Raw genomic sequence first — 21,023 nt, 5'->3', positions numbered from 1 at the left:
TCAGAATGAGCGGGCAGGTTCGGCGGCGGGCTTGCGCGGCGCATCGCCGTGCGGCGGCTCGGCCTCGGACCAGGGGATGAAGGTGGTGTAGGCGAGGATCAGGAAGAGCCAGAGCCCGAAGGTGCCGATCACCCCCATCAGCCCGGGCAGCCCCGTCGGCATCAGCGCGTCATAAAGGCCCGAGCCCACCTTCGGCACCGCCTGCCCGCCCATGAAGACGGTCCAGCGGAACATCCAGGCGGCATGGATCGCGACGAGACCGGTGATCCAGCCCGAGCGCGCCGGGGCGGCAAGCGCCAGCCCGAAGGGCAGCGCGATCGCAAGCGCGCCCCAGGCGGCGATCTTCTGCCAGACCGGGAAGCCCGCGACGGAGGCAAGCGCCTCGGCATGGCGCGGGCTGAGGCCGGAAAGCGCGAGCGCGAACCAGGCCGCGCCCAGCACGCCGACGAGGCCGAGCGCCAGCGCCAGCGCGCGGTTCATCGCCGCCTCGGCCGCGCGCCCGGTGCCGAGCACCCGGCCCAGCACCAGCATCAGCCCCAGCGCGCCGACAAAGCCGGTCGCGGCGAATTGCAGCGGCAGGAAGGGCGTGTTCCAGAGCGGACGCGAGCGCACCACCATCACCTCCATCCCGGTATAGGTGAGGATGCCAAGCGCGGCGAGCCCGGCGGCCAGCCCGAGCGGACGGGCGAAACCATTCACCTCTCCGCCAAGGCTGAGCAGCCGGAAGAGCCAGGCAAAGCGCCACTCCTCCCGCCCCCAGGCCGCGAAGGCCGGGCGATGCAGCGCCCAGGCGAAGGCGATCAGCAGCATCACATAGCTCGGCACCACCCAGGCGCCCCAGGCCATCCAGGAGGTCTTGTGGGTATAGACGAAGAACTCCCAGAACCGGCCCGGCTGATGCAGGTCGGCCAGAAGCGCGATCGGCGCGGTGATCCCGGTGGTCACCGCCACCATCAGCGCGAGCCGCGCCTGCGGCAGGGAAGCGTCGCGCCCGAAAAGGAACCCGGGCAACGCCATCAGCAGCGCGGTGACCGAAAGCGCGATCAGGAAGAAATACTGCACCGCCCAGGGCAGCCAGGCCGCCTCATGCGTCGCGCCGACGAGTTCGTGGATCTGCACCTGCATCTCAGAGGCCCTCCGGAGCGTGGGCGGAGGGATCGAAGGGCGGATGCCAGGCGGCCTCGCCCGCCACGCGCCCGTCGAGGATCTCCTCGAGCCCGATGTAATAGACGTTCGGATTGGTGTGCATCTCGGGCCGCAGCACCGAGACCTTGTTCGCGGCGAGCATCTTCGAGACCGCGCTTTCGGGATCGTTCAGATCGCCGAAATTGCGCGCCCCGCCGACGCAGGTCTCGACGCAGGCCGGCAGGAGCCCCGCCTGCGTGCGGTGAAAGCAGAAGGTGCATTTGTCGGCGGTCTGCGTCTCGTGGTTGATGAAACGCGCGTCATAGGGGCAGGCCTGCACGCAATAGGCGCAGCCGACACATTTGGAGGCATCGACCAGCACCTCGCCATTCTCGGCCTTGAAGGTCGCCTCGACCGGGCAGACCGGGATGCAGGGCGGATCGTCGCAATGGTTGCACAGCCGCGGCAGCATCACCATCGCCGGATCCTCGCCCGCCTTCACCACCTCGTAGACCGAGACATGGGTGCGGAAGGCCCCCTCGGGGACGTGGTTTTCCATGATGCAGGCGACGGTGCAGGCCTGGCAGCCGATGCATTTGCGCAGATCGACCACCATGCCCCAATGCGGCGCCGGCGCCCCGGCAGCGGCCTGCCCGGCCCCGCCCGCCCCCGCGACCGAGGCCGCCGCGCCGATCGTCACCCGACCGAGCGCTCCGAGAAAGCTGCGACGGCTGGTTTGCATGGGCTGTCCTTTCCTCTTCGATCGGAAAGGAGGCTACGCCCCGGGGCGCCGCGCCGAAATCGGAGGAAACCCGGGGGGATTAGGGGTTACCCCCTAGCCCTCGGCCCAGCCCGCCGCGACAAGCAGCCGCACGAGGTCGGCCGCGCTCGTCGCGCCCATCTTGTCCATCGCATTGTGGCGGTGGATCTCGACCGTCTTCAGGCTGATGCCGAGATCGGCGGCGATCTGCTTGTTCTGGCGCCCGGCCAGAACGGCGCGCGCCACCTCCGCCTCGCGCGCGGTGAGGCTCGCGATCCGCGCCTCGAGCGCCGCGCGCCCGCGCCCGGCCTCGGCGCGCTCGGCGCTGAGCCGCAGCGCCTCGGTGATCCGCGCGACGAGCGCCATGCCGTTCACCGGCTTTTCGAAGAAATCCATCGCGCCGGCGCGCATCGCCCGCACCGCCATCGGCACGTCGCCATGGCCGGTGATCATGATGACCGGCAGCGGGCAGCCGCGGCGGCCAAGCTCGTCGAGCAGTTCGAGCCCGGTCATCCCCGGCATCCGCACATCGGCCAGAATGCAGCCGGTCGCCTGCGCCCCATCGAGCCGCGCCAGAAGATCGGCGGCCGAGCCATGCGCCTCCGTCACGAGGCCGAGCGAGGAGAGCAGAAAGCCCAGCCCCTCGCGCGCGGCGCGGTCGTCGTCGACGATATGGATCACCGCGGTGTCCGTCATCCTTCCTCCCCGCATCCCGGCCGTCCGCCCAGCGGCAACCAGAGTTTCACCCGCAGCCCCGGCCCGGTCTCGGGCGCCTCGGCATGGAGCCAGCCGCCATGCGCCTCGACGATCGAGCGCGAGAGCGCAAGGCCAAGGCCGATGCCCTCGGGCTTCGTGGTATAGAAGGCCTCGGCGAAATGGTCCATCGCGGCGGCGTCCATCCCCGGGCCGTGGTCGCGCACCGCAAGGCAGATCCCCGCCCCGCGCGCCAGATCCTCGGAGGGCGCGAGGGTGATCTCGATCAGCCGCGCCTCGGGCGCGGTCTCGCCCATCGCGTCGACGGCGTTCTGCACGAGGTTCAGCACCACCTGCGTGAGCTGCACCCGGTCGCCCGGCACCTGCGGCAGATCGCGCGCGACGCGGGTCTCGACGCGCACCCCGGCGCGATGCACCGGCGCCTCGTAAAGCGCGGCGCATTCGGTCAGCAGCTCCTCCGGATCGAGCGGCGCGATCTGGCTCTCGCGCTTGCGCACGAAGGCGCGGATGCGGCGGATCACGGTGGCCGCGCGCTGCGCCTGCGCGGCGATCTCGGTCGAGGCGGTCTCCATGTCACCCTGTGTGAACCGCCCCGCGCGCAGCCGCAAAAGACAGCCCTGCGCATAGGTCGAGATCGCCGAAAGCGGCTGGTTCAGCTCATGCGCGATCGACGAGGCCATCTCCCCCAGGATCGAGAGCCGCGCGACATGTTCGAGCTCGCGCTGATGCAGCCGGTCGGCCTCCTCGGCGCGCAGCCGCTCCGCCATCTCCTGCTTGAGCTGCGCATTGGCGAGATCGAGCGCCCGGGTGCGGCGGCGCACCAGCGTCTCGATCCGCACCGAGTAGAGCGCCCAGAACATCAGCGCGACGCCGAGCGCGATCAGCCAGTCGCGGTAATCCTCGATGAATTCGGCGATCGAGACCGGGCCGGTGCGGGTGTAGGGCCCGATCTGCAGCCGCCGCATCAGCTCATGCACCGGCTGGTAATCGAGCGGCACCGTCCAGAGATTGCCGCCCTTCATCTGCAAAAGCGCCACCGCCACCTGTTTCGCCAGCGCCGCGTCGGTGTGGCGCGTCTTGGCGAAGGGCCAGCCGGGATAGACCGGGCTCGACAGCGCGCAGGGCACCTCCGGGTCGGGCTTTTCGGCAAAGGGCTGCAGCCGCGCCCAATGCGCGGGGTCGGCGGCCTTCAGCTCCTCGAGCATGCAGCCGCGCAGCACCGCCGCATCGGCGCGCCCGTCGAGCACCGCCTGCGCCGCGCCCTGCATCGGGTAGCCGGTGACGACGAGTTCGACCTTGCCCGGCAAGTCGACGTCCTTCGCCGCCATCTCCGCCCAGATCAGCTGAAACCCGCCAAAGGCCTCGGGCGCGACGATCGCAAGCCGGTGCCCGGCGAGGTCGGCCAGATCATGCAGCCCCGTCGCGCTGACCAGCGTCGAGGCGACCGGCAGATCGCCCTCGGCGGTGGCGATGCGGCTGACGTGGTGGCGATATTCGAGCTCGGCGTAATTGCCCGGGTTGGTGATGACGAAATCGAGCCGATCCGCGGCGAGCGCGGCGTCGAGCTGATGGATGTCGAGCGGCTCGAGGGTGAAATCATACCCCGGAAGCGCGGCGTCGAGGGCGCGGCCGGTCTCGGCCCAATGGCTCAGCGAATGCTCCGACCCGAGATAGTCGAGCACCCCGATCCGCACCACGCGCGACGCGGTCTCCGCCTGCCCCACCCCCGCCAGCAGGGAAAGCGCCGCGACAAGCGGAAAAAGCCGGGATTTCAACGGGCGCGGCATCGGGTCTCCGACAGATCGGGGGGCGGGCGGCCCCCGATCCTAGGCGCGCCCGGCGCCCGCGTCCAGCCGCGCAATCTTCTCCCCCGCCGCGGCGATAGCGCTTGCACCCCGCGCGGTTTGCGCCATCCTGCCGGCATGGAAGAAATGCATTGTCCGAAATGCGGTGCGGGGCTTGGCCCCCGCTTTGCCTCGCTGAAGATGGCGAGCTGCCCCTATTGCGGCACGACCTCCTTTCTCGAGGACGGGGCCTTTCGCGCGGCGGGCAGTTCCGGCGTGATGCACGAGGGCCCCGCGCTGATCGCGCTCGGCACGCCGCTGCGGATCGGCGGGACGCTCTATCACCCCCGCGGTCAGGCGCGCTTCGGCTATGGCCGCGGCGAATGGGACGAGTTCTGGGCCGAGGCGGAGGACGGCGCCGGCGTCTGGATCTCGGTCGACGAGGGCGATGTGGTGATCCAGCGCGCGCTTGCCCCCAGCGCCGCGCCAAGGGTGCCGCGCGATCTGCCGCTCGGCACGAAGATCCCCACCGCGGGCGCGACCTTCACCGTGACCGAGGCCGAGACCGCCGAATGCCTCGCGCTGCGCGGCCTCTTCCCGGAAGTGCTGCGCCTGGGCGAACGCTATCGCTTCGTCGACTGCGCCGATGCCACCGGGCGGCTGCTCTCGGGCGAGCGCGGGCCGGACGGCTGGCTCTGGTTCCTCGGCAGCTGGTTCGACCCGTTCGAGGTCACCCCGGCATGAGGGATCCGGCCAGCCTGCGGCAGATCTCCTGCCCGAATTGCGGCGCCGGGCTCGACGTGCTCGGCGGCGGACGGGTGACGACCCATGTCTGCGGCTATTGCGGCGCCGAGCTCGACGCGCTCGAGAATTACCGCCTGTTGCGCCGCTTCGCCGGGATGCCGCGCCCGGAGACGCCGCTGAAGATCGGCGCCGAGGGGCGGATCCTCGGGCAAAGCTGGCGGGTGATCGGCGTGCTTGGCCAGAGCGAGAGCTGGCGCGGGCGCAGCTGGCACTGGGTCGACCACCTGATCTATTCGGAAACCCACGGCTATGGCTGGATCACGCTCGAATCCGGGCATCTGACCTTCTCCCGGCGCTGGCGCAAGGCGGTGAGCCCCGGCTGGATCAGCCCGGCGCAAGTCGAGCGCGCCGAAAACCGCCCGCAGGCCTGGAGCGACGGCGAGCGGTTCACCTATTACGAGACCGCGACGAGCCGGATCACCTTTGCCGAGGGCGAATTCACCTGGCGCCCGCGGGTCGGTGACCGCACCGTCACGGTGAGCCTGCTCGGCCCGCAGACGATGCTCGCCTATGCCGAGACCGGCACAGAGCGCGAGATCGAGCGCAGCCGCTGGCTCGACCCGGCCACGACCTGGGCCGCCTTTGGCGTCAGCGATCCGCCGCGCCCGCGCGGCCCCCACCCGCTGATGCCCGAGGGCGAGCACGGCACCGAGCGTTTCGCACTTTGGACGAGTGCCGCGGGCGCGGTCGTCTCGCTCCTCGCGGCGGGGGTGCTCGGGCTGAGCCAGGGGCAGGAGCTGCTCGCCCCGCGCAGCTTTGCCCCCGGCAGCCTGCCCGCGGAGATCGTGCTGCCGATCGCCGAGACCACCCGGCTCACCGAGCTGCGCTTTGACGGGCAGCTTACGGTGAACAGCTGGGCCGGGCTCGAGATCACGCTGAGCGACCCGGAGGATCAGCCGCTCTTTCAGGCCACCCGCGAGCTTGGCTATTATTCCGGCACCGACAGCGACGGCCGCTGGACCGAGGACAGCCGCGGCGCCCGGATCCGCTTTCACCCCGAGATCGCGGGCGATTACACGCTTGAGATCGACCTGCCCGAGGCGGGCTTCGGCGAGGCGGCAAGCGGCGCACCTCCGCCACCCCTCACCGTCAGCGCCCGCACCGGCGTGGCGAGCGGGGTGCCCTCGCTCCTCGCCGCGCTCGGCCTTGCGGTCGTGGCCGGCGCGCTTTACCTGCGCGGTGAGCTGCGCCGCCGCCGGCGCTGGGCCGGATCCGACTGGGAGGACGACGATTGACCCCGCTGCGCATCGCCTTCCTGCTTGCCGTGCTGTGCACCGTCGGCGGCGGGATCTACCTCGGACAGATGGGGATCGGCGGCGAAAGCACCGGTCTCGACCGCTCGATCCGCGCCGGATCGGCGGGCAATTCCTTCGCCAATGCAAATGTCAAATGAAAGGCCCGGCATGACCCTTTTCTCGGCCATCAACCCTGCCGAAGTCGTCTCCACCATCTTTTACACCGCGCTTGGTGTCGGGCTCATGGGCCTGTGCTGGTGGGGGATCACCCGGATCGCCCCCTTCCCGGTGGTGAAGGAGATCGAGGAGGACCAGAACACCGCCCTCGCGATCCTGATCGGGGCGCTGTTCCTTTCCCTCGCGATCATCATCGCCGCCGTCATCCTGTCGTGAGCGCCCGATCTTGAGCGCCGCCGAGCCCGGCCCCGGGGCCGCGATGACGCCCGAGCGCGGGCGCGAGATCTGGCTGCTCGTCGCCACCTTCCTCGTCGCCGCGGCGGGGATGATCTACGAGCTCGTGGCCGCCACGCTCTCGAGCTACCTGCTCGGCGACAGCGTGAAGCAGTTCTCGCTGGTGATCGGCGTCTTCCTCGCCGCGATGGGGCTGGGCGCCTGGGTCTCGCGCGCGGTGGGCGAGGCGGTGACCGGCTTCGTGCGCGCGCAGATCGCGCTTGGCCTGATCGGCGGGTTCATGGCGCCCGCGCTCTATTTCTCCTATGTCTGGACCGGCGCGGTCGAATTGCCGCTTTACGGGCTGCTCGTGCTCACCGGGGTGCTGAGCGGGATGGAGATCCCGCTGATCGCGCGGGTGCTGAAGGAGATCGGCGCCCCTGCCTTCCGCTTCGAGAACGTGCTGAGCTTCGACTATGTCGGCGCGCTCGTCGCCTCGGTCGCCTTTCCGCTGCTGATCGTGCCGCATCTCGGGCTGATGTCGGCCTCGCTCGCCTTCGGCATCCTCAACCTGATGGTGGCGGGGCTGTCGCTCTGGCTCTTTCGCGCGCGGATGAGCCGTGCGCTCGTCGCGGTCTGGGCGCTCGCCCTCGCGGTCTCGGTCCTCGGGCTGAGCCAGGCCGAGCGCATGGTCTCCGTCGCCGAGGCGAGCCTTTACGACGACGAGATCGTGCTGAGCGCGGCCAGCCCCTATCAGCAGATCACCGTCACCCGCTTTCGCGACCGGTTCCGGCTCTTCCTCGACGCCTCGATCCAGTTCGACAGCCAGGACGAATACCGCTACCACGAGATGCTCGTGCAGCCGGCGATGGCGCTGGCCGCGCGGCGCGAAAACGTGCTGATCCTTGGCGGCGGCGACGGGCTTGCCGCGCGCGAGGTGTTCCGCCACCCCGAGGTGCGCGCGGTCACGCTGGTCGATCTCGACGCCGCGGTGACCGGGCTTTTCCGCACCAACCCCGATCTCGTCGCGCTCAACCGCGGATCGCTCACCGATCCGCGGCTGCGCATCGTGACGGAGGACGCCTGGCGCTTCGTCGCCGCCGACCAGACCAGCTACGACGTCATCATCGTCGACCTGCCCGACCCGAAATCCATCGCGCTCTCAAAGCTTTACACGCAGGAATTCTACGCGATGCTCGCCGAGCGGGTGACTGCGGAGGGGCTGATCGTGGTGCAGTCGGGCGCGCCGCTTTTCGCGCGCAAGGGCTATTGGTCGGTGGTGCACAGCCTCGCCGCGACGCGCAACCCGGGCGCGCCGGGCGCCACGCTTCATGTGCTGCCCTATCACGTCTGGGTGCCGAGCTTCGGCGACTGGGGCTTCACCCTCGCCGCGCCGCGCCCGATCGCGCCGCGCCTTGGCGCACTGGCGGCCGGCCTGCCCGCGGGTCTGCGCTACCTCACGCCGGAAACCTGGGCCGCGGCGCAGATCTTCGCCCCCGACGAGGGCGATCTGCCCGCGCTGGTGAACCGGCTGCAATCGCATCCGCTCGTGAGCTATTACAACGAGGGCTGGGACGCCTGGTTTCGCTAGGCGCCGCGGCGGATCGCGGTGCAGCGCGCGCGCTCGGGGGCGAGTTCCGCCTCGATATGGGCGCGGGCGCGTTCGGGCGCCGAGCCGCCACACATGAAGATGTCGACCGCGGCGAAACCGGTCTCGGGCCAGGTGTGGATCGAGATATGCGATTCCGCGAGCAGCACGACGCCGGTCACCCCCTGCCCCGCGCCGAAGCTGCGGAACTGCGCGCCGATCACCCGCGCGCCCGCAACCGCGGCGGCACCACGCAGCACCGCCTCGAGCCGGGGCGCATCGGCAAGGTCACGCGCCCCCTCGAGATCGAGCAGCAGGTGCATCCCCGGGGCGAAATCGGTCTGGCGCATGGCGGCGGCCCTCCTCGCCCCCGTCTTGCGCGATTGCGCTGGCCTTGTCACCCGCAATGACGCGCGGGCGGCTCAGAGGATCTCGCCGCCGTCGATCACCAGCGCCAGCCCGGTGACGAAGGAGGATTTCGGCGAGGCGAGATAGACGATGCCCTCGGCGATCTCCTCGACGCTCGCCCAGCGGCCCATCGGGATCGTCTCGGCGACATAGCCCTCGAGCGCCTTGCGCCCGCCCATCTGGCGCTCGAACCCGGCGTTGAAGGGGGTGTCGACGAAGCCCGGGCAGAGCGCGTTGAAACGGATGTTCTCGCGCGCGTAATCCGCCGCCATCTGCCGCACCATCGCCACCGCCGCGTGTTTCGTGGTGGCATAGGAGATCATGCCGCGGTCGTATTGGCAGCCGGAATTCGAGGCGGTGACGATCACCGAACCGCCGCCCTGCGCGCGCATCGGCGCGAGCACCGCCTGCGCGGCGACGAAATGCGCCCGCACGTTGAGCGCCCAGGCGAGGTCCATCTCATCGGCGCTGACCGCCTCGAGCTTGCCCGCGATCTGCACCCCGGCATGGGAATGGAGCACGTCGATCCGGCCGTGGCGCGCGACCACCGCCGCGACCGTCGCGCGGATCGCCGCATCGTCGCGCGCATCGAGCCCCGCGGCCTCGGCCTGCCCCCCCGCGGCGCGGATCGCCGCCGCCGTCTCCCCGGCCAGATCGGCGCGCAGATCGGTCACCACCACGCGCGCCCCCTCCGCCGCCATCGCGAGCGCCCCGGCGCGCCCGATCCCCGAGCCCGCCGCGGTGACGAGCGCGACGCGCCCTTCGAGACAGCCGTTCATGTCAGTTCTCCTTTTGCGCGGCGGGTTTCTCGCCCCGCCGCAGGGTCAGTTGCGCGAAGATCAGGATCAGGAGCGAGGCCGCCATCACCATCGTGCCGATGGCGTTGATCTCGGGCGTCACCCCCCGCCGGATCGACGAGAAGATGTAGATCGGCAGCGTCGTCTCCGACCCGGCCACGAAGAAGGCGATGATGAAATCATCGAAGCTGAAGGTGAAACTCAGCAGGAAACCGGCGAGGATCGCGGGGGCGAGGAGCGGCAGCGTCACCTGCCGGAAGGTCGCCAAGGGCCCCGCGCCAAGGTCGGAGGCCGCCTCGATCAGCGCGCGGTCCATCCCCTCGATCCGGGCGCGCACGAGGATGATGACGAGCGACATGGTAAAGAGCCCATGCGCCGCGACGAGGCTGCCATAGCCCATCGAAAGCCGCCATCCGGTCACCGCGTCGAGCCAGGGGTTCACCAGATCGAAGACGGTGACGAGGGCGATCAGCGTGGCGATGCCGATCACGATGCCGGGGATCATCACCGCGATATAGATCAGCGCGTCGAAAAGCGTGCGCAGCCGCCCCTTCATCCCGGTCAGCGCCATCGCCGCCATCGTGCCGCAGAGGCTTGCGAGCAGCGCCGAGCCGAAGGCGACCGCGACCGAGGTCTTCAGTGCGTCGATCACGAAAGGGTTCGACAGCGCCTTGCCATACCATTGCACGGAAAACCCCTGCATCTGGCTTGCCGAGCGGCCGGCGGAAAAGCTGAAGAGCGCGATGATGCCGATCGGCAGGTAGAGGAAGGCGTAGACCGCCAGAGCATAAAGTCTCATGAGTGCCTCACATCAGCCCGACATCGTCGCGCGCCGCCCCGACGCGGCGCAGAAACCGCATGTAGAGCGTCACCGTCACCAGCATCACCGCGACCAGCGTCACCGAGACCGCCGAGCCGAAGGCCCAGTTGCGCGATTGCAGGAAGAGATCGACGAGCGCATTGCCGACGAAGAAGACCTTGCCGCCGCCGAGCATCTGCGGGATCAGATATTCCCCCATCAAGAGGATGAAGACGAGCATCGAGCCGGTCGCCACCCCCGGCAGCGAAAGCGGCAGCGTCACCTGAAGAAAGCTGCGCCAGGGCGGCGCGCCGAGATCTCCCGCGGCCTCCAGGAGCCGCTTGTCGAGCTTTTCGAGGCTGACATAGATCGGGAAGACCATCAGCGGCAGATAGCCGTAGACGATGCCGACAAGCACCGCGAAGGGCGTGTTGATGAGCCGGAAATCCCCCAGCCCGAGGCTGGAGAGCAGCTGCGGAATGCCGCGCCCGCCCAGGAGGAAGATCCAGGCGTAGCTGCGGATCAGGATCGAGGTCCAGAACGGCACGATCACCAGCACCAGAAGCAGCGTGCGCCAGCGCGCCGTGACCCGCACCGCAAGGAAATAGGCCAGCGGATAGGCGATGATCAGCGCCGCGAGCGTGCCCGCGGGGGCGAGCATCAGCGTGTTGCGGAACGCCGCCCAGCGCGCGCCGAGATTGGCATATTGGGCGAGCGTGAAGGCCGGGGCGTAACCGCCCGCAGCCCCCCGCTCGCCGAAGGAATAGACGAGCACGACGGCAAGCGGCAGCACCAGCAGCGCCGCATACCACAGCCCCGCCGGCCCGAGCAGGAGAAACCGCGCCTGCCGCTTTGTCATCGCCATCCTCCGCCCTCCGTCAGGCTGCCTTGAAGCGCGCCATCAGCTCGGCGCGGTTCGGGTCGGTCAGCGTCGCCGCCGCGCCGAATTCGAGCGCGTTGAGCAGATCGGCCGCCGGATGCAGGATCGGATCCTCGAGCATCTCCTTGGGCAGGAGCGCGTTGACGCGGGCATCCGCCACCGGGAAGCCATGCGCCATCGCCTCGCGCGCGTTCACCGCCGGGTCGATCAGGAAGTTGATCAGCGCATAGGCGGCGTCGCGATGCGGCGCGCTTTTCGGGATCGCGTAGTAATCGGACCAGATCTCGCCGCCCTCCTTGCCGAGCGCGAAGAGGATCTCGGGCATGTCGCGGTTCATCTGCTTGCCCTCGCCGGTCCAGCACATGGTGAGCCAGGCGTCGCCATTGCGCATCGGCGGCTGGTAGTCGGAGGTGATCGCGAAAAGATGCGGCTTCACCTCGATCAGCAGTTTCTCGGCGTCGGCGAGTTCCTTCGGATCGACCGAGTTGAAGGAATAGCCGAAGTATTTCAGCGCGTTGCCGATCGTGGTGAGCTGATAGTCATGAACGATCGTGCGACCCGAGAAATCGGTCATCGTGACGTCGAAGAACTCCTTCCAGCTGGTGAAGGGGGCCTTCGACTTGCTGCTGTCCCAGGACATGCCGGTCGTGCCCCAGTTCTTCGGCACGGCGTAAAGCTTGCCGTCGACGGTGCCGGCATCGGCAAAGCGCGCCTCGAAGGCGGCGGCGTCGTAATTGGGCAGTTTCGACAGATCGAGCGGCTCGATCAGACCGGCCTCGACATAGGTGGTGATCGTGTAATTCGTCGGCACGAAGACATCCCAGCCCGAACCACCCGCCTGCAGCTTGGCGAGCATTTCCTCGTTCGAGCCGAAGACATTGACCTGCACCGCGGCGCCGGTGTCCTTCTGGAAGATCGCGAAATTGTCCGGGTCGTGGTAGTTCGGCCAGGTGGCGAGCACGACGCGGTCGCCGATATCGCCCGCCATCGCGCGCGAGGGGCGCAGCATCGGCAGCGCGCCGCCCATCACCGCCATCGCGGTGCCGAGGCCGGTCACGCCGAGGAAGTGCCGGCGGGTGACCGAGCCCTTCTGGTAGCGACGCAGTTCTTCCATGAATTTCTGCCGGGTGATCGGCGTCTTGTCGTCTTGCATCGGTGTGTTCCCTTGTTGGAGGAGGTCAGTCTTTTCCAAGGATCAGGCCCGCGCCTGGATCCCACAGGACGTGGAGCGTGCTGCCCACGCCGGCGCCCGGCAGTGCTCTTTCGGCCTGTCTGGGCACCATGACCTGCAGCGGCCCCAGATCCGGGTGCTGCAGCAGGTATTCGATATGCTCGCCAAGGAAGGTCATGTGGCTGACCACGGCCTCGATCGCCGCCGCGCCAGCTTCGGGCGCAAGCGCGAGGCGCAGCGTCTCGGGCCGCACCGCGACCTCGACGGGCGCGCCGGGCGCGGTGGCGAAGGGCGCTGCGACCTGCACCGCAAGCCCGCTCGCCAGACGCACCTGCGCGCTCTCGCCCGAGACCGTCTCGACCGTCGCGGGCAGGATGTTCGCGCGCCCGACGAAATCGGCGACGTAGCGGTTCGCCGGCCGGTCATAAAGCTCGCGCGGGGTGCCGATCTGCACGATCCGCCCCTTGCCCATGATGCAGATCCGGTCCGACATCGAAAGCGCCTCCTCCTGGTCATGGGTGACCAGCACGAAGGTGATGCCGAGCTTGCGCTGCAGCGAAAGCAGCTCCATCTGCATCTCGCCGCGCAGCTTCGCATCGAGCGCGGCCATCGGCTCGTCGAGGAGCAGGATCTTCGGCTCGTTCACGATCGCCCGGGCGAGCGCCACGCGCTGCTGCTGACCGCCCGACATCTGCCAGATCCGCCGCGGCCCGAAATCGCCCAGCCGCACCGTCTCGAGCGCCTTCGCCACCCGCGCCTCGATCTCGGCGCGCGCCAGTTTCGGGCGGCGCTGGCGCAGGCCGAAGCCGACATTCTCCGCCACCGTCATATGCGGGAAAAGCGCGTAATGCTGGAACACCATGTTGACCGGGCGCTTGTGCGCGGGCTCGGCGGCCAGCTCCTGCCCGTCGATCAGGATCGTGCCCTCGCTCGGCGCCTCGAAACCCGCGAGCATGCGCAGCGCGGTGGTCTTGCCGCAGCCCGAGGGGCCGAGGAAGGAGAGGAACTCGCCGCGCTCGATGCGCAGGTTGAGCCGGTCGGCGGCGAGCACCTCGCCATACCGCTTCGTCGTGTTGACGAATTCGGCGATCGCCGCGCTGGCGCGGACGGTGCCTTGGGCCGTCGCATATGTCATCCGTCGTTCTTTCCCTGTCGGTCCGCACGATGGCGGCCTATTCTTGATTTACGGAAAATCGTAAGAAATACTGATTTGGCTGTATATATCCCAAAAAGCATACGGGCCGCGGTCGGGGGAGGAAAAGGCAGATGAACTGGATCGAGGCCAGCGCCGGCGTCGTCGAGGCGCTCGGCACCCCCGAGTTCGCCGCGCGGCTGGTGGCGGCGCTGCGCACGGTGGCGCCCTTCGAGCACTCCGTGACCTTCGCCTATCACGAGGACCGCCGCCCGATCGCGCTGCATGACGAGTTCCCCGCCTGGAAGCGGCAGGTGATGGTCGCCGATTATCAGGCCGGGCCCTATCTGCTCGACCCGCTCTACCTGAACTCGATGGCGCCGGTGGTGCCGCGGCTGGTGCGGCTGCGCGAGGTCGCGCCCGACCGCTTCTATCAGGGCGAATATTTCCGCAATTACTACGTCCAGACCGAGCTTGCCGAGGAGATCGGCTTCATGGTCGACGCCGGTCACGGGGTAAGCGTGGTGATCTCGGCGATGCGGACCTCGCGGGTGTTCTCGGCGCGCGAGTTCCGCGAGCTGGCCGCGGTGGTGCCCTTCGTCGCGGCGGCGGCGCGGCGCAACTGGGAGGGGCTGGTGAGCCAGTTCGAAGCCCAGCCCGCCCCCGCGCAGGAGGGGCCGCGCCTTGCCGCGCTGATCGAGGCCGCCTTCCAGAACGTCGGGCGCAACCTGCTCACCCCGCGCGAGACCGAGATCGTGGAATACACGCTCAAGGGCTATTCCGCCGAGGCGACGGGCCAGACGCTCGGCATCTCGCCGGGCACGGTGCGGATCCACAAGCGCAACATCTACAGCAAGTTGCGCATCGGCTCGCAGGGGGAGCTGTTCTCCCGTTTCATCGCCGCGCTGGCCGAGCTCGACTGAGCCGCTCAGGTGCCCGAGAGCATGCGCGAGATCCGCAGCGCGTAGCGATCGGTCATGCCCGAGATGAAATCCGCAAGCGTGTGCAGCGCGCCTTCGGCATCGCCGACCCCGCGCAGATCGAGCGCGAGCGCGCGTTGCAGCTGCTGCGTGTGCGGGGCAAGCCGCTCCGCCTGCCAGCCCTGCGCGGCGAGATCCTCGAAGACCGGCAGCACCCCGCTCATCACATTGTCGATCACCCGCCGGCCGGAGATCTCCAGCTCGGTCTTGCGCGGCGCGGTGAAGATCCGCTCGCGCGCCATCTTGCGGATCTCGGCGAAGTCGGCACCAAGCGCGCTTGCCCCGATCAGATCGCGCGAGAAGGTGCCGCGCATGATCGCCGGGTAGTTTTCCATGAAGGCCGCGGCGCAGGCCTCGATCGCCACGCCGATGCTCACCGCGCGCAGATAGGCGATCACCTCCGCCTCGGTCATCTGATCGAGGCCGCGGCTCGGCATCCGGCCGATGCGGCAAAGCACCTCCCGCACCGCCTCGAAGGGCAGCTCGCGCATGGTGAAGGCATCTTCGAGATCGACGATGTTATAGGTGATGTCGTCGGCCGCCTCCATCACGAAGACAAGCGGATGGCGGGCGCGGAAACGGGCGCTGCCAAGCCCCTTTGGCGGCAGGCCGAGCGTCTCCGCCGCGGCGGTGAACTGCGGCAGGTCGGAGGCGAAGAGGCCGAATTTCTTCAGCCCGACATAGGCCGGCGCGGCGAGTTTCAGCCCGAGCCAGGCGGCGCGGTCGCGTTCCGTCACCGGGTATTTCGTAAAGGCGCCAAGCGTCGCCTTCGACAGCCGCATGCCGCCCTCGCCGCGATACATCTCGATCCGGGTGAGGATGCGAAAGCCCTGGGCGTTGCCCTCAAAGGCGGTGAATTCGCCGCGCAGCTCCTCCGGCAGTTCGGCGATCATGCCGCGCCCGGCGGCGAAACGCTCGGCGAACCAGGCGCCCATCGCCGCCTCGCCGGAATGGCCAAAGGGCGGGTTGCCGATGTCATGGGCGACGCAGGCGGCCTGCACCACATCGGCCAGCTCGGAGACCTGCGCGACGCCGATCTCGCCGCGCTCGACCAGCTGATGACCGATCTGCATCGCGAGCGAACGGCCGACGCTGCTCACCTCGATCGAATGGATCAACCGATGATGGACGTGGTCATGCTCGTAAAGCGGCTGCACCTGGGTCTTGTTCGCGAGCCGGCGGAACGGCGCGGAGAACACGATCCGGTCGTGATCCTGCACGAAGATCGAGCGGGTCTGCTGCGGCTGATAGCGCTTGTCGCCCAGCCGCTCGGCGCTGAGCAGATCGCGCCATTTCATCACCGTCTCCGCCATCGCCCCCTCCTGCGTTTCGGGGCGGGAGAAGCGCCCCGCCCCATCCCCCCTATCGCGACGGCGCCCCAGCCGCTATAGCGATTCGCATGACCCAGACCCTGCCGCCGTGCCCCGAATGCCGCTCCGCCTATACTTATGAGGCGGATTCCCTGCTCGTCTGCCCCGAATGCGGGCATGAATGGTCGCCCGGCGCCACGGCCGAGGCCGGCACCGAGGTGCGCGACAGCGTCGGCAACCTGCTTGCCGATGGCGACAGCGTGACGGTGATCAAGGATCTGAAGCTCAAGGGCTCGTCGAGCGTGATCAAGGTCGGCACCAAGGTGCGCGGCATCCGCCTCGTCGATGGCGATCACGACATCGACTGCAAGATCCCCGGCATCGGGCAGATCGGGCTGAAGTCGCAATTCGTGAAGAAGGTCACCGACTGACGGGCGCTAGCCCCGCACCCGGGAGGCGCGGGGCCAAGGCTCATTCGGCGGCGACGCCCCCGCCCGCGGGGGCCTTTTCCTCGTCATCCTCGGGCCGCGTCAGGCGCAGCCCGAGATCGTCGAGGATCGCGAGGATCGCCGGCGTCACGAAAAGCGAGAGCAGCGTCGCCGCGGTCAGCCCGAAGGCGAGGCTCGCCACGATCGGGCGCAGGAACTGCGCCTGCGTGCTCTGCTCGAAGAGCAGCGGGCCAAGCCCGACCACGGTGGTGAGCGAGGTCAGGAAGATCGCGCGGAACCGGTCACGCACCGCCTCGCGCCCGGCCTCGATCATCCCGGCCCCCGCCGCCCGCCGCGTGCCGATGAAATCGTCGAGCAGGATCGAGTTGTTCACCACCACGCCCGCGAGCGTCGCCAGCCCGACGAGGCTTGGCAGCGAGATCTGCAGCCCGAGCGCGAGATGCCCCCACATCACGCCGACAAGGCTCAGCGGCACCGCCGCCAGCACCGCGACCGGGCGCAGGAAGCTTTGCATGTAGAAGGCGAGGAGCAGGTAGACCCCCGCGATCCCCGCCCCCATGTAGCGCGCGAGCGAGGCGCCGGTGGTCGCGGTATCGGCCTCCTCGCCGATCACCCGGACCTTGATCTCGGGATGTTTCGCCGCAAGCCCCGGCAGGTAATCGGCCCGCATCGCCGCCATCAGCTCGCGCGAGTTGGCAATCGCCGCGTCGATCGAGCCCTGCACCGAAACCGCGCGCTGGCCGTCGACATGGGTGATCGTGTTGAAGCCGCGCGTCACCGTGACCGTCGCCACCGCCGCAAGCGGCACCTGCGCGCCGCTCGTCGCCGGCACCCGCAGCGCGAGCACGTCGCCGATCGCGCGCCGGTCGGTCGCGGCGAGCCGCGCCACCACGTCGATCTGGCCATGCGCATCGGAAAAGCTCACCGCCGCATCGCCGCGGAAGGCCGCGCGCAGCTCGGTCGCAAGCGCCTGCGGCGTCACGCCCAGCAGGTTCGCCTGCGCCGGGCGCATCTCCACCACCAGCTCCGGCTTGCCCGGCTGGAGGTCGAAGGTGACGTCGCGCACCCCCGCGAAACCGCTGAAGAACTTGCGCAATTCGCGCGCGGTGGTGGCGAGGTCGGTCAGATCGGGCCCGGTCACCAGAAGGTCGATCGGCTTGCCGCCGGCGCCGCGCTCCTTGTCGGTGATGCGGAAGGCGGCCATGTCGGGCATCCGCCCCACGAGCTGCTTCCAGCGGTCGAGGATGGTGCCGACCGCCGTCGTGCGCACCCCGGCGGGCAGGAGCGCCGCGCTCACCGTCGCCATGTTCGCCCCCGTCGTCGGGCTGTCGGCGTTGACCCCGTAGGTGACGGTATAGCTTTGCACCAGCGGCTGGCCGCCGGGCTGGCCCGGCGTGAGTTCGGCATCAAGCGCGGTGAGCGCCTTGACCACTTTCGCCACCCGCGCCTCGGTCAGCGCGAGCGGCGCGCCGTCGGGGAGCAGGAGCCGCGCCTCGACGGTGTCGCTCTCGAGCGTCGGGAAGCTCTGGTATTTGATGAAGCCGCCGGTGAAGGGCGCGACCGAGATCGCCACGAGGAAGATCGCGAGCCCGAGCGTCAGGTAGCGAAAGCGCAGCGCGAGATCGGCGAGCGGCACGATCACCCCGTCGCGGAAACGGTCGAAGGCGCCGTTCACCACCCGCGCCACCGGCCCGGGGCTGAGGTCGCGGTCGAGCGAATGGCGCATGTGCGCGGGCAGGATCAGGAAGGCCTCGATCAGGCTCACCGTCAGGGTGATCAGGAGCACGATCGGGATGTATTTCAGCAGCGCGCCGATATTGCCGGTGAGGAAGCTGAGCGGCCCGATCACCATCACCGTGGTCAGGAAGGAGGCGAAGACGCCGCCGCCGACCTGCTTCACCCCGTTCACCGCGGCCTGCCGCGCGCTCTCGCCCGCCTGCCGGCGCCGCACGATATTCTCCGAGATCACGATCGCGTCGTCCATCAATAGGCCGGTGGCGACGAGCAGCGCGACCATCGTCATCATGTTGATCGTGTAGCCCAGAAGCTGCATCGCGAAGATCGCGCCAAGGAAGCTCACCGGCAGGCCCATCGCCACCCAGAACGAGAGGCGCAGCCCGAAGAAGAGCCACATCGCCACCAGCACGAGCACCAGCCCCTGCACTCCGTTCAGCCCGATGATGCGCAGCCGGTCGCGGATGTTCTGCGTCGAATCCGCCGCGATCGAAAGCTTGATATTGCCGGGCGCCTCGGCCTGCGCCTGCGCGATGTCGCGGTCGAGCGCGGCCTTGACCTTCAGCGCATCCTGCGAGGCGGTCTTCGAGACCGCGATGATCGCGGCGCGCTCGGCGCCGAAATAGCTTGCCTGCGCGGGATCGTCGAAACCCGCGCGGATCGTCGCAACATCGCCGAGCAGCACCTCGCCCCCCGCGACCGAACCCGCGACCGGGATCTGCGCGAGCTCGCGCGGGGTGCGTTTCTCGCCCAGAAAGCGGATCGCCATCTCGCCCGAGGGGCCCTCGATCGAACCGCCGGGCACGTCGAGGCTATAGCGCGCGAGCGCCGTGCCGATCGCGGTCATGTCGAGCCCGAAGCGTTCGAGCGCGGCCTGATCGAATTCGATCGCGATCTCGCGGTCGGAAAAGCCGTTGACGGTGACGAGCGAGATCGCCGGATCGGCGCGCAGCCGGTCGGCGAGGCCCTGCGCATAGGCGTAAAGCACCGCCGGATCCTCGGGCCCGGTCACCGCGATCGAGGCGACGGAGGCCTCGCGCTCGACGATCTGGGTCACCGGCTGTTCGGCACGATCGGGAAAGCTCGTGATGCCGTCGACGGTGTCCTTGATGTCGGCGTAAAAGCGCGCCATGTCGGCGCCCTCGATAATCTCGGCGGTGATCTGCGCGGCGTTCTCGCGCGCGAGGCAGGTCAGTTTCGCGAGATTCTCGACCTTCATCAGGAGCGGATCGGCCAGCGTGCAGATGCCGCGCTCGACCTCGGCGGAGGCGGCGCCCGGATAGGCGATGCGCACCGAGACATCGGAGGGCGGCGTCGCCGGGAAAGTGTCGCGCTGCAGCGACGGCAGGGCCAGCAGGCCAAGGCCGAGCAGCGCCAGCATCAGGATGTTGGCGGCGGTGCGGTGGCCCGCAAAGAGACGGATCATGGCGTCGTCCCCTTGCCGGCGCCGCTGCCGTTGCCAGTGCCGGTTCCGGTTTTCGTCGGCGCGGGCGCCGCGCCATCGGCCTTGGCCGCGTCCGTCTTCGTCGCATCGGTCTTCGTGGCGTCCGTCTTCGTCGCGTCACTCTTGCCCGCGCCGCTCTTGCCGGCACCGGTCTTCGCCGCACCGCTGCCCGACCCGCCAAGCGCCTCGGCCGCGATCTGCGCCTTGCGCGCCTCATCCTCGACCGGCTTCACCGCCATGCCCGGCACCGCGATCGTCGGATCGGTGATCACCAGCACGTCGCCCGCGGCCAGCCCCTTCGCCACAACGGCCAGATCGCCGGAGACGAAACTGGTCGTCACCGGGCGCTTCTCGAGCGTGCCCTCGGCCGAGACGACCAGCGCCGTACCCGATTGCACCGCCTCGAAGGGCACCACCAGCGCCGCGCGTTTCGGCGCCGAAAGCACCACCTCGACGAACATGTTGCGCCGCAGCGGCGGGCGCTCGCCCGCCTTGCTCTGCGCCAGCGGCTCGGTCACCCGCACCACGACCGGCGCGCTTTGCGTGCGCTCGTCGATCGCCTCGCCCATCCGTTCGACCTGCGCGGCCCAGCTCACCGTTTTCTCCGGCTCGGTCATCATCACCTTCGCCTTGAGATCGGTGACCGCGGCCCCCTCCCCCGCGAGGCGCAGGAGCGGCCCGATCCGCCCGATCGGGAATTGCGCGGAAATATCGACCGCGGCGAGGCCCTCGCCGCTCATCAGGCTTTGCCCGCGCGCGACATATTGCCCGAGATCGGCGTCGAGCGAGGTCACCCGCAGATCGAAGGGCGCACGGATCTCCGCCAGCGCGATCGCGCGTTCGAGCGAGGCGCGCTGCGTCACCAGCACGTCGCGCTCGGCCGCGTTCAGGGTGATCTGGCTTTGCAGCTCGGTGACCTTGGTGCGCGCGGTCAGCTCCTGCCGGCGGCTGGTTTCGAGCGCGCTTTGCGTCACCACCTTCTGCCCGGCCAGCTGCTCCTGCCGCTTCAGATCGGCCTGGGCGAGCGCGAGATCGGAGCGCGCGAGCGCGAGGCTGTCCTCGACCGTCGCATCCTTGACCTTCGAGGCGGCCAGCTGCGCGTCGATATTGGCGAGGTCGAGCTTCAGATCGGTGTCGTCGATGCGAAAGAGCGGCGTGCCCGCGCGCACCAGATCACCGGCGCCGAGCGGGCGCGCGATCTCGACGATCTCGCCCTCGACCCGGGCGACGGCCTTCCACTCATGCACCGGCACCACCGTGCCATAGCCGCGCACCTGCGGCACCAGATCGACCGGCGCGAGCGTGATCACGCGCACCGGCGCGGCCTGCGGCACCTTGGCGCTGCCATCCGGCGGCTGTTTCAGCTCGCCCGCATAAAGCACCGCCGCCACGCCAAGCGCAGCGGGCGCAGCGACCATCAGCAGCCGTCGGATAACCTCGCCGGGTGTCGTCATTTCTCTGTCCTGTTCTGATTCCCCGGGGCAGTATGGCGGCGAAACCGCGCCGGGACGACCCAAGA

Annotated in this window: 20 protein-coding genes; 7 read left to right on the top strand and 13 right to left on the bottom strand. The window is 69.2% G+C overall.

The annotated features are described in order from the left end of the window. The 4 genes from nrfD to AB7U46_RS05360 all read right to left on the bottom strand — a co-directional run bounded on the left by nrfD (position 1) and on the right by AB7U46_RS05360 (position 4,386). Positions 1-1,125: an NrfD/PsrC family molybdoenzyme membrane anchor subunit gene (gene nrfD / locus AB7U46_RS05375; RefSeq protein ID WP_428335914.1), complete on the bottom strand. Its 1,125-nt coding sequence runs from the start codon at positions 1,123-1,125 to the stop codon at positions 1-3. A 1-nt stretch (position 1,126) separates the two neighbouring features. Beyond that, positions 1,127-1,867, bottom strand: coding sequence for a sulfate reduction electron transfer complex DsrMKJOP subunit DsrO (dsrO, locus tag AB7U46_RS05370; RefSeq protein WP_428335913.1), 741 nt, complete (start codon positions 1,865-1,867; stop codon positions 1,127-1,129). Positions 1,868-1,960: 93 nt separating this feature from the next. Beyond that, on the bottom strand, positions 1,961-2,581 hold the full coding sequence (locus AB7U46_RS05365) for a response regulator transcription factor (RefSeq protein ID WP_428335912.1): 621 nt from the start codon (positions 2,579-2,581) through the stop codon (positions 1,961-1,963). After that, positions 2,578-4,386, bottom strand: a complete 1,809-nt coding sequence (locus AB7U46_RS05360; RefSeq protein WP_428335911.1) for a sensor histidine kinase — start codon at positions 4,384-4,386, stop codon at positions 2,578-2,580. Before AB7U46_RS05360 ends, AB7U46_RS05365 begins: the two co-directional genes overlap by 4 nt. A gap of 144 nt (positions 4,387-4,530) precedes the next feature. Here AB7U46_RS05360 and AB7U46_RS05355 point away from each other — a divergent pair, with 144 nt between their 5' ends. From AB7U46_RS05355 to AB7U46_RS05335, 5 genes are read left to right on the top strand one after another with little or no spacing between them, the layout of a single operon-like run. Further along, the gene (locus AB7U46_RS05355) at positions 4,531-5,127 is read left to right on the top strand and encodes a DUF4178 domain-containing protein (protein ID WP_428335910.1); all 597 of its coding nucleotides are present in this window, start codon (positions 4,531-4,533) and stop codon (positions 5,125-5,127) included. After that, the gene (locus AB7U46_RS05350; protein ID WP_428335909.1) at positions 5,124-6,422 is read left to right on the top strand and encodes a DUF4178 domain-containing protein; all 1,299 of its coding nucleotides are present in this window, start codon (positions 5,124-5,126) and stop codon (positions 6,420-6,422) included. Before AB7U46_RS05355 ends, AB7U46_RS05350 begins: the two co-directional genes overlap by 4 nt. After that, positions 6,419-6,580, top strand: a complete 162-nt coding sequence (locus AB7U46_RS05345) for a hypothetical protein (RefSeq protein WP_428335908.1) — start codon at positions 6,419-6,421, stop codon at positions 6,578-6,580. Before AB7U46_RS05350 ends, AB7U46_RS05345 begins: the two co-directional genes overlap by 4 nt. A gap of 10 nt (positions 6,581-6,590) precedes the next feature. Continuing rightward, on the top strand, positions 6,591-6,815 hold the full coding sequence (locus AB7U46_RS05340; RefSeq protein WP_428335907.1) for a DUF350 domain-containing protein: 225 nt from the start codon (positions 6,591-6,593) through the stop codon (positions 6,813-6,815). Positions 6,816-6,825: 10 nt separating this feature from the next. Continuing rightward, complete coding sequence (locus AB7U46_RS05335) at positions 6,826-8,403, top strand: polyamine aminopropyltransferase (protein WP_428335906.1); 1,578 nt, start codon at positions 6,826-6,828, stop codon at positions 8,401-8,403. On the opposite strand, the gene speD is transcribed toward AB7U46_RS05335, so the two are convergent. The 6 genes from speD to AB7U46_RS05305 all read right to left on the bottom strand — a co-directional run bounded on the left by speD (position 8,400) and on the right by AB7U46_RS05305 (position 13,590). Beyond that, on the bottom strand, positions 8,400-8,750 hold the full coding sequence (gene speD / locus AB7U46_RS05330) for an adenosylmethionine decarboxylase (RefSeq protein WP_428335905.1): 351 nt from the start codon (positions 8,748-8,750) through the stop codon (positions 8,400-8,402). The two genes, AB7U46_RS05335 and speD, sit on opposite strands and share 4 nt — an antisense overlap. A 72-nt stretch (positions 8,751-8,822) precedes the next feature. Further along, positions 8,823-9,587, bottom strand: a complete 765-nt coding sequence (locus AB7U46_RS05325; RefSeq protein WP_428335904.1) for an SDR family NAD(P)-dependent oxidoreductase — start codon at positions 9,585-9,587, stop codon at positions 8,823-8,825. 1 nt (position 9,588) lies between these two features. Beyond that, the gene (locus AB7U46_RS05320) at positions 9,589-10,404 is read right to left on the bottom strand and encodes an ABC transporter permease (RefSeq protein ID WP_428335903.1); all 816 of its coding nucleotides are present in this window, start codon (positions 10,402-10,404) and stop codon (positions 9,589-9,591) included. Positions 10,405-10,411: 7 nt separating this feature from the next. Then, positions 10,412-11,269, bottom strand: coding sequence for an ABC transporter permease (locus AB7U46_RS05315; protein WP_428335902.1), 858 nt, complete (start codon positions 11,267-11,269; stop codon positions 10,412-10,414). Positions 11,270-11,282: 13 nt separating this feature from the next. Then, entirely contained in the window at positions 11,283-12,437 is a 1,155-nt protein-coding gene (locus tag AB7U46_RS05310; RefSeq protein WP_428335901.1) for an ABC transporter substrate-binding protein, read from the bottom strand. 25 nt (positions 12,438-12,462) lie between these two features. Further along, positions 12,463-13,590, bottom strand: coding sequence for an ABC transporter ATP-binding protein (locus AB7U46_RS05305; protein WP_428335900.1), 1,128 nt, complete (start codon positions 13,588-13,590; stop codon positions 12,463-12,465). 131 nt (positions 13,591-13,721) lie between these two features. Between AB7U46_RS05305 and AB7U46_RS05300 the strand changes: the two genes are divergently transcribed. Beyond that, positions 13,722-14,510, top strand: coding sequence for a response regulator transcription factor (locus AB7U46_RS05300; protein WP_428335899.1), 789 nt, complete (start codon positions 13,722-13,724; stop codon positions 14,508-14,510). Between the two features lie 5 nt (positions 14,511-14,515). Here AB7U46_RS05300 and dgt read toward each other — a convergent pair whose 3' ends face one another. Further along, a complete protein-coding gene (gene dgt, locus AB7U46_RS05295; RefSeq protein ID WP_428335898.1) occupies positions 14,516-15,880 on the bottom strand; it encodes a dGTP triphosphohydrolase in 1,365 nt (454 codons plus the stop codon). An 86-nt stretch (positions 15,881-15,966) separates the two neighbouring features. Here dgt and AB7U46_RS05290 point away from each other — a divergent pair, with 86 nt between their 5' ends. Further along, complete coding sequence (locus AB7U46_RS05290; protein ID WP_428335897.1) at positions 15,967-16,308, top strand: zinc ribbon domain-containing protein YjdM; 342 nt, start codon at positions 15,967-15,969, stop codon at positions 16,306-16,308. Between the two features lie 40 nt (positions 16,309-16,348). On the opposite strand, the gene AB7U46_RS05285 is transcribed toward AB7U46_RS05290, so the two are convergent. Together AB7U46_RS05285 and AB7U46_RS05280 are read right to left on the bottom strand one after the other, a co-directional pair. After that, positions 16,349-19,486: an efflux RND transporter permease subunit gene (locus AB7U46_RS05285; protein WP_428335896.1), complete on the bottom strand. Its 3,138-nt coding sequence runs from the start codon at positions 19,484-19,486 to the stop codon at positions 16,349-16,351. Beyond that, positions 19,483-20,958, bottom strand: coding sequence for an efflux RND transporter periplasmic adaptor subunit (locus tag AB7U46_RS05280; protein WP_428335895.1), 1,476 nt, complete (start codon positions 20,956-20,958; stop codon positions 19,483-19,485). The genes AB7U46_RS05285 and AB7U46_RS05280 overlap by 4 nt, the downstream gene beginning before the upstream one ends. Between the last annotated feature and the right edge of the window lie 65 nt (positions 20,959-21,023).

Origin of the sequence: Paenirhodobacter sp. (genome assembly GCF_050177655.1) — a bacterium.
In the GTDB taxonomy this organism is placed as follows: Bacteria; Pseudomonadota; Alphaproteobacteria; order Rhodobacterales; family Rhodobacteraceae; genus Rhodobacter.
This window is presented reverse-complemented; position numbering and strand designations above follow the sequence as displayed.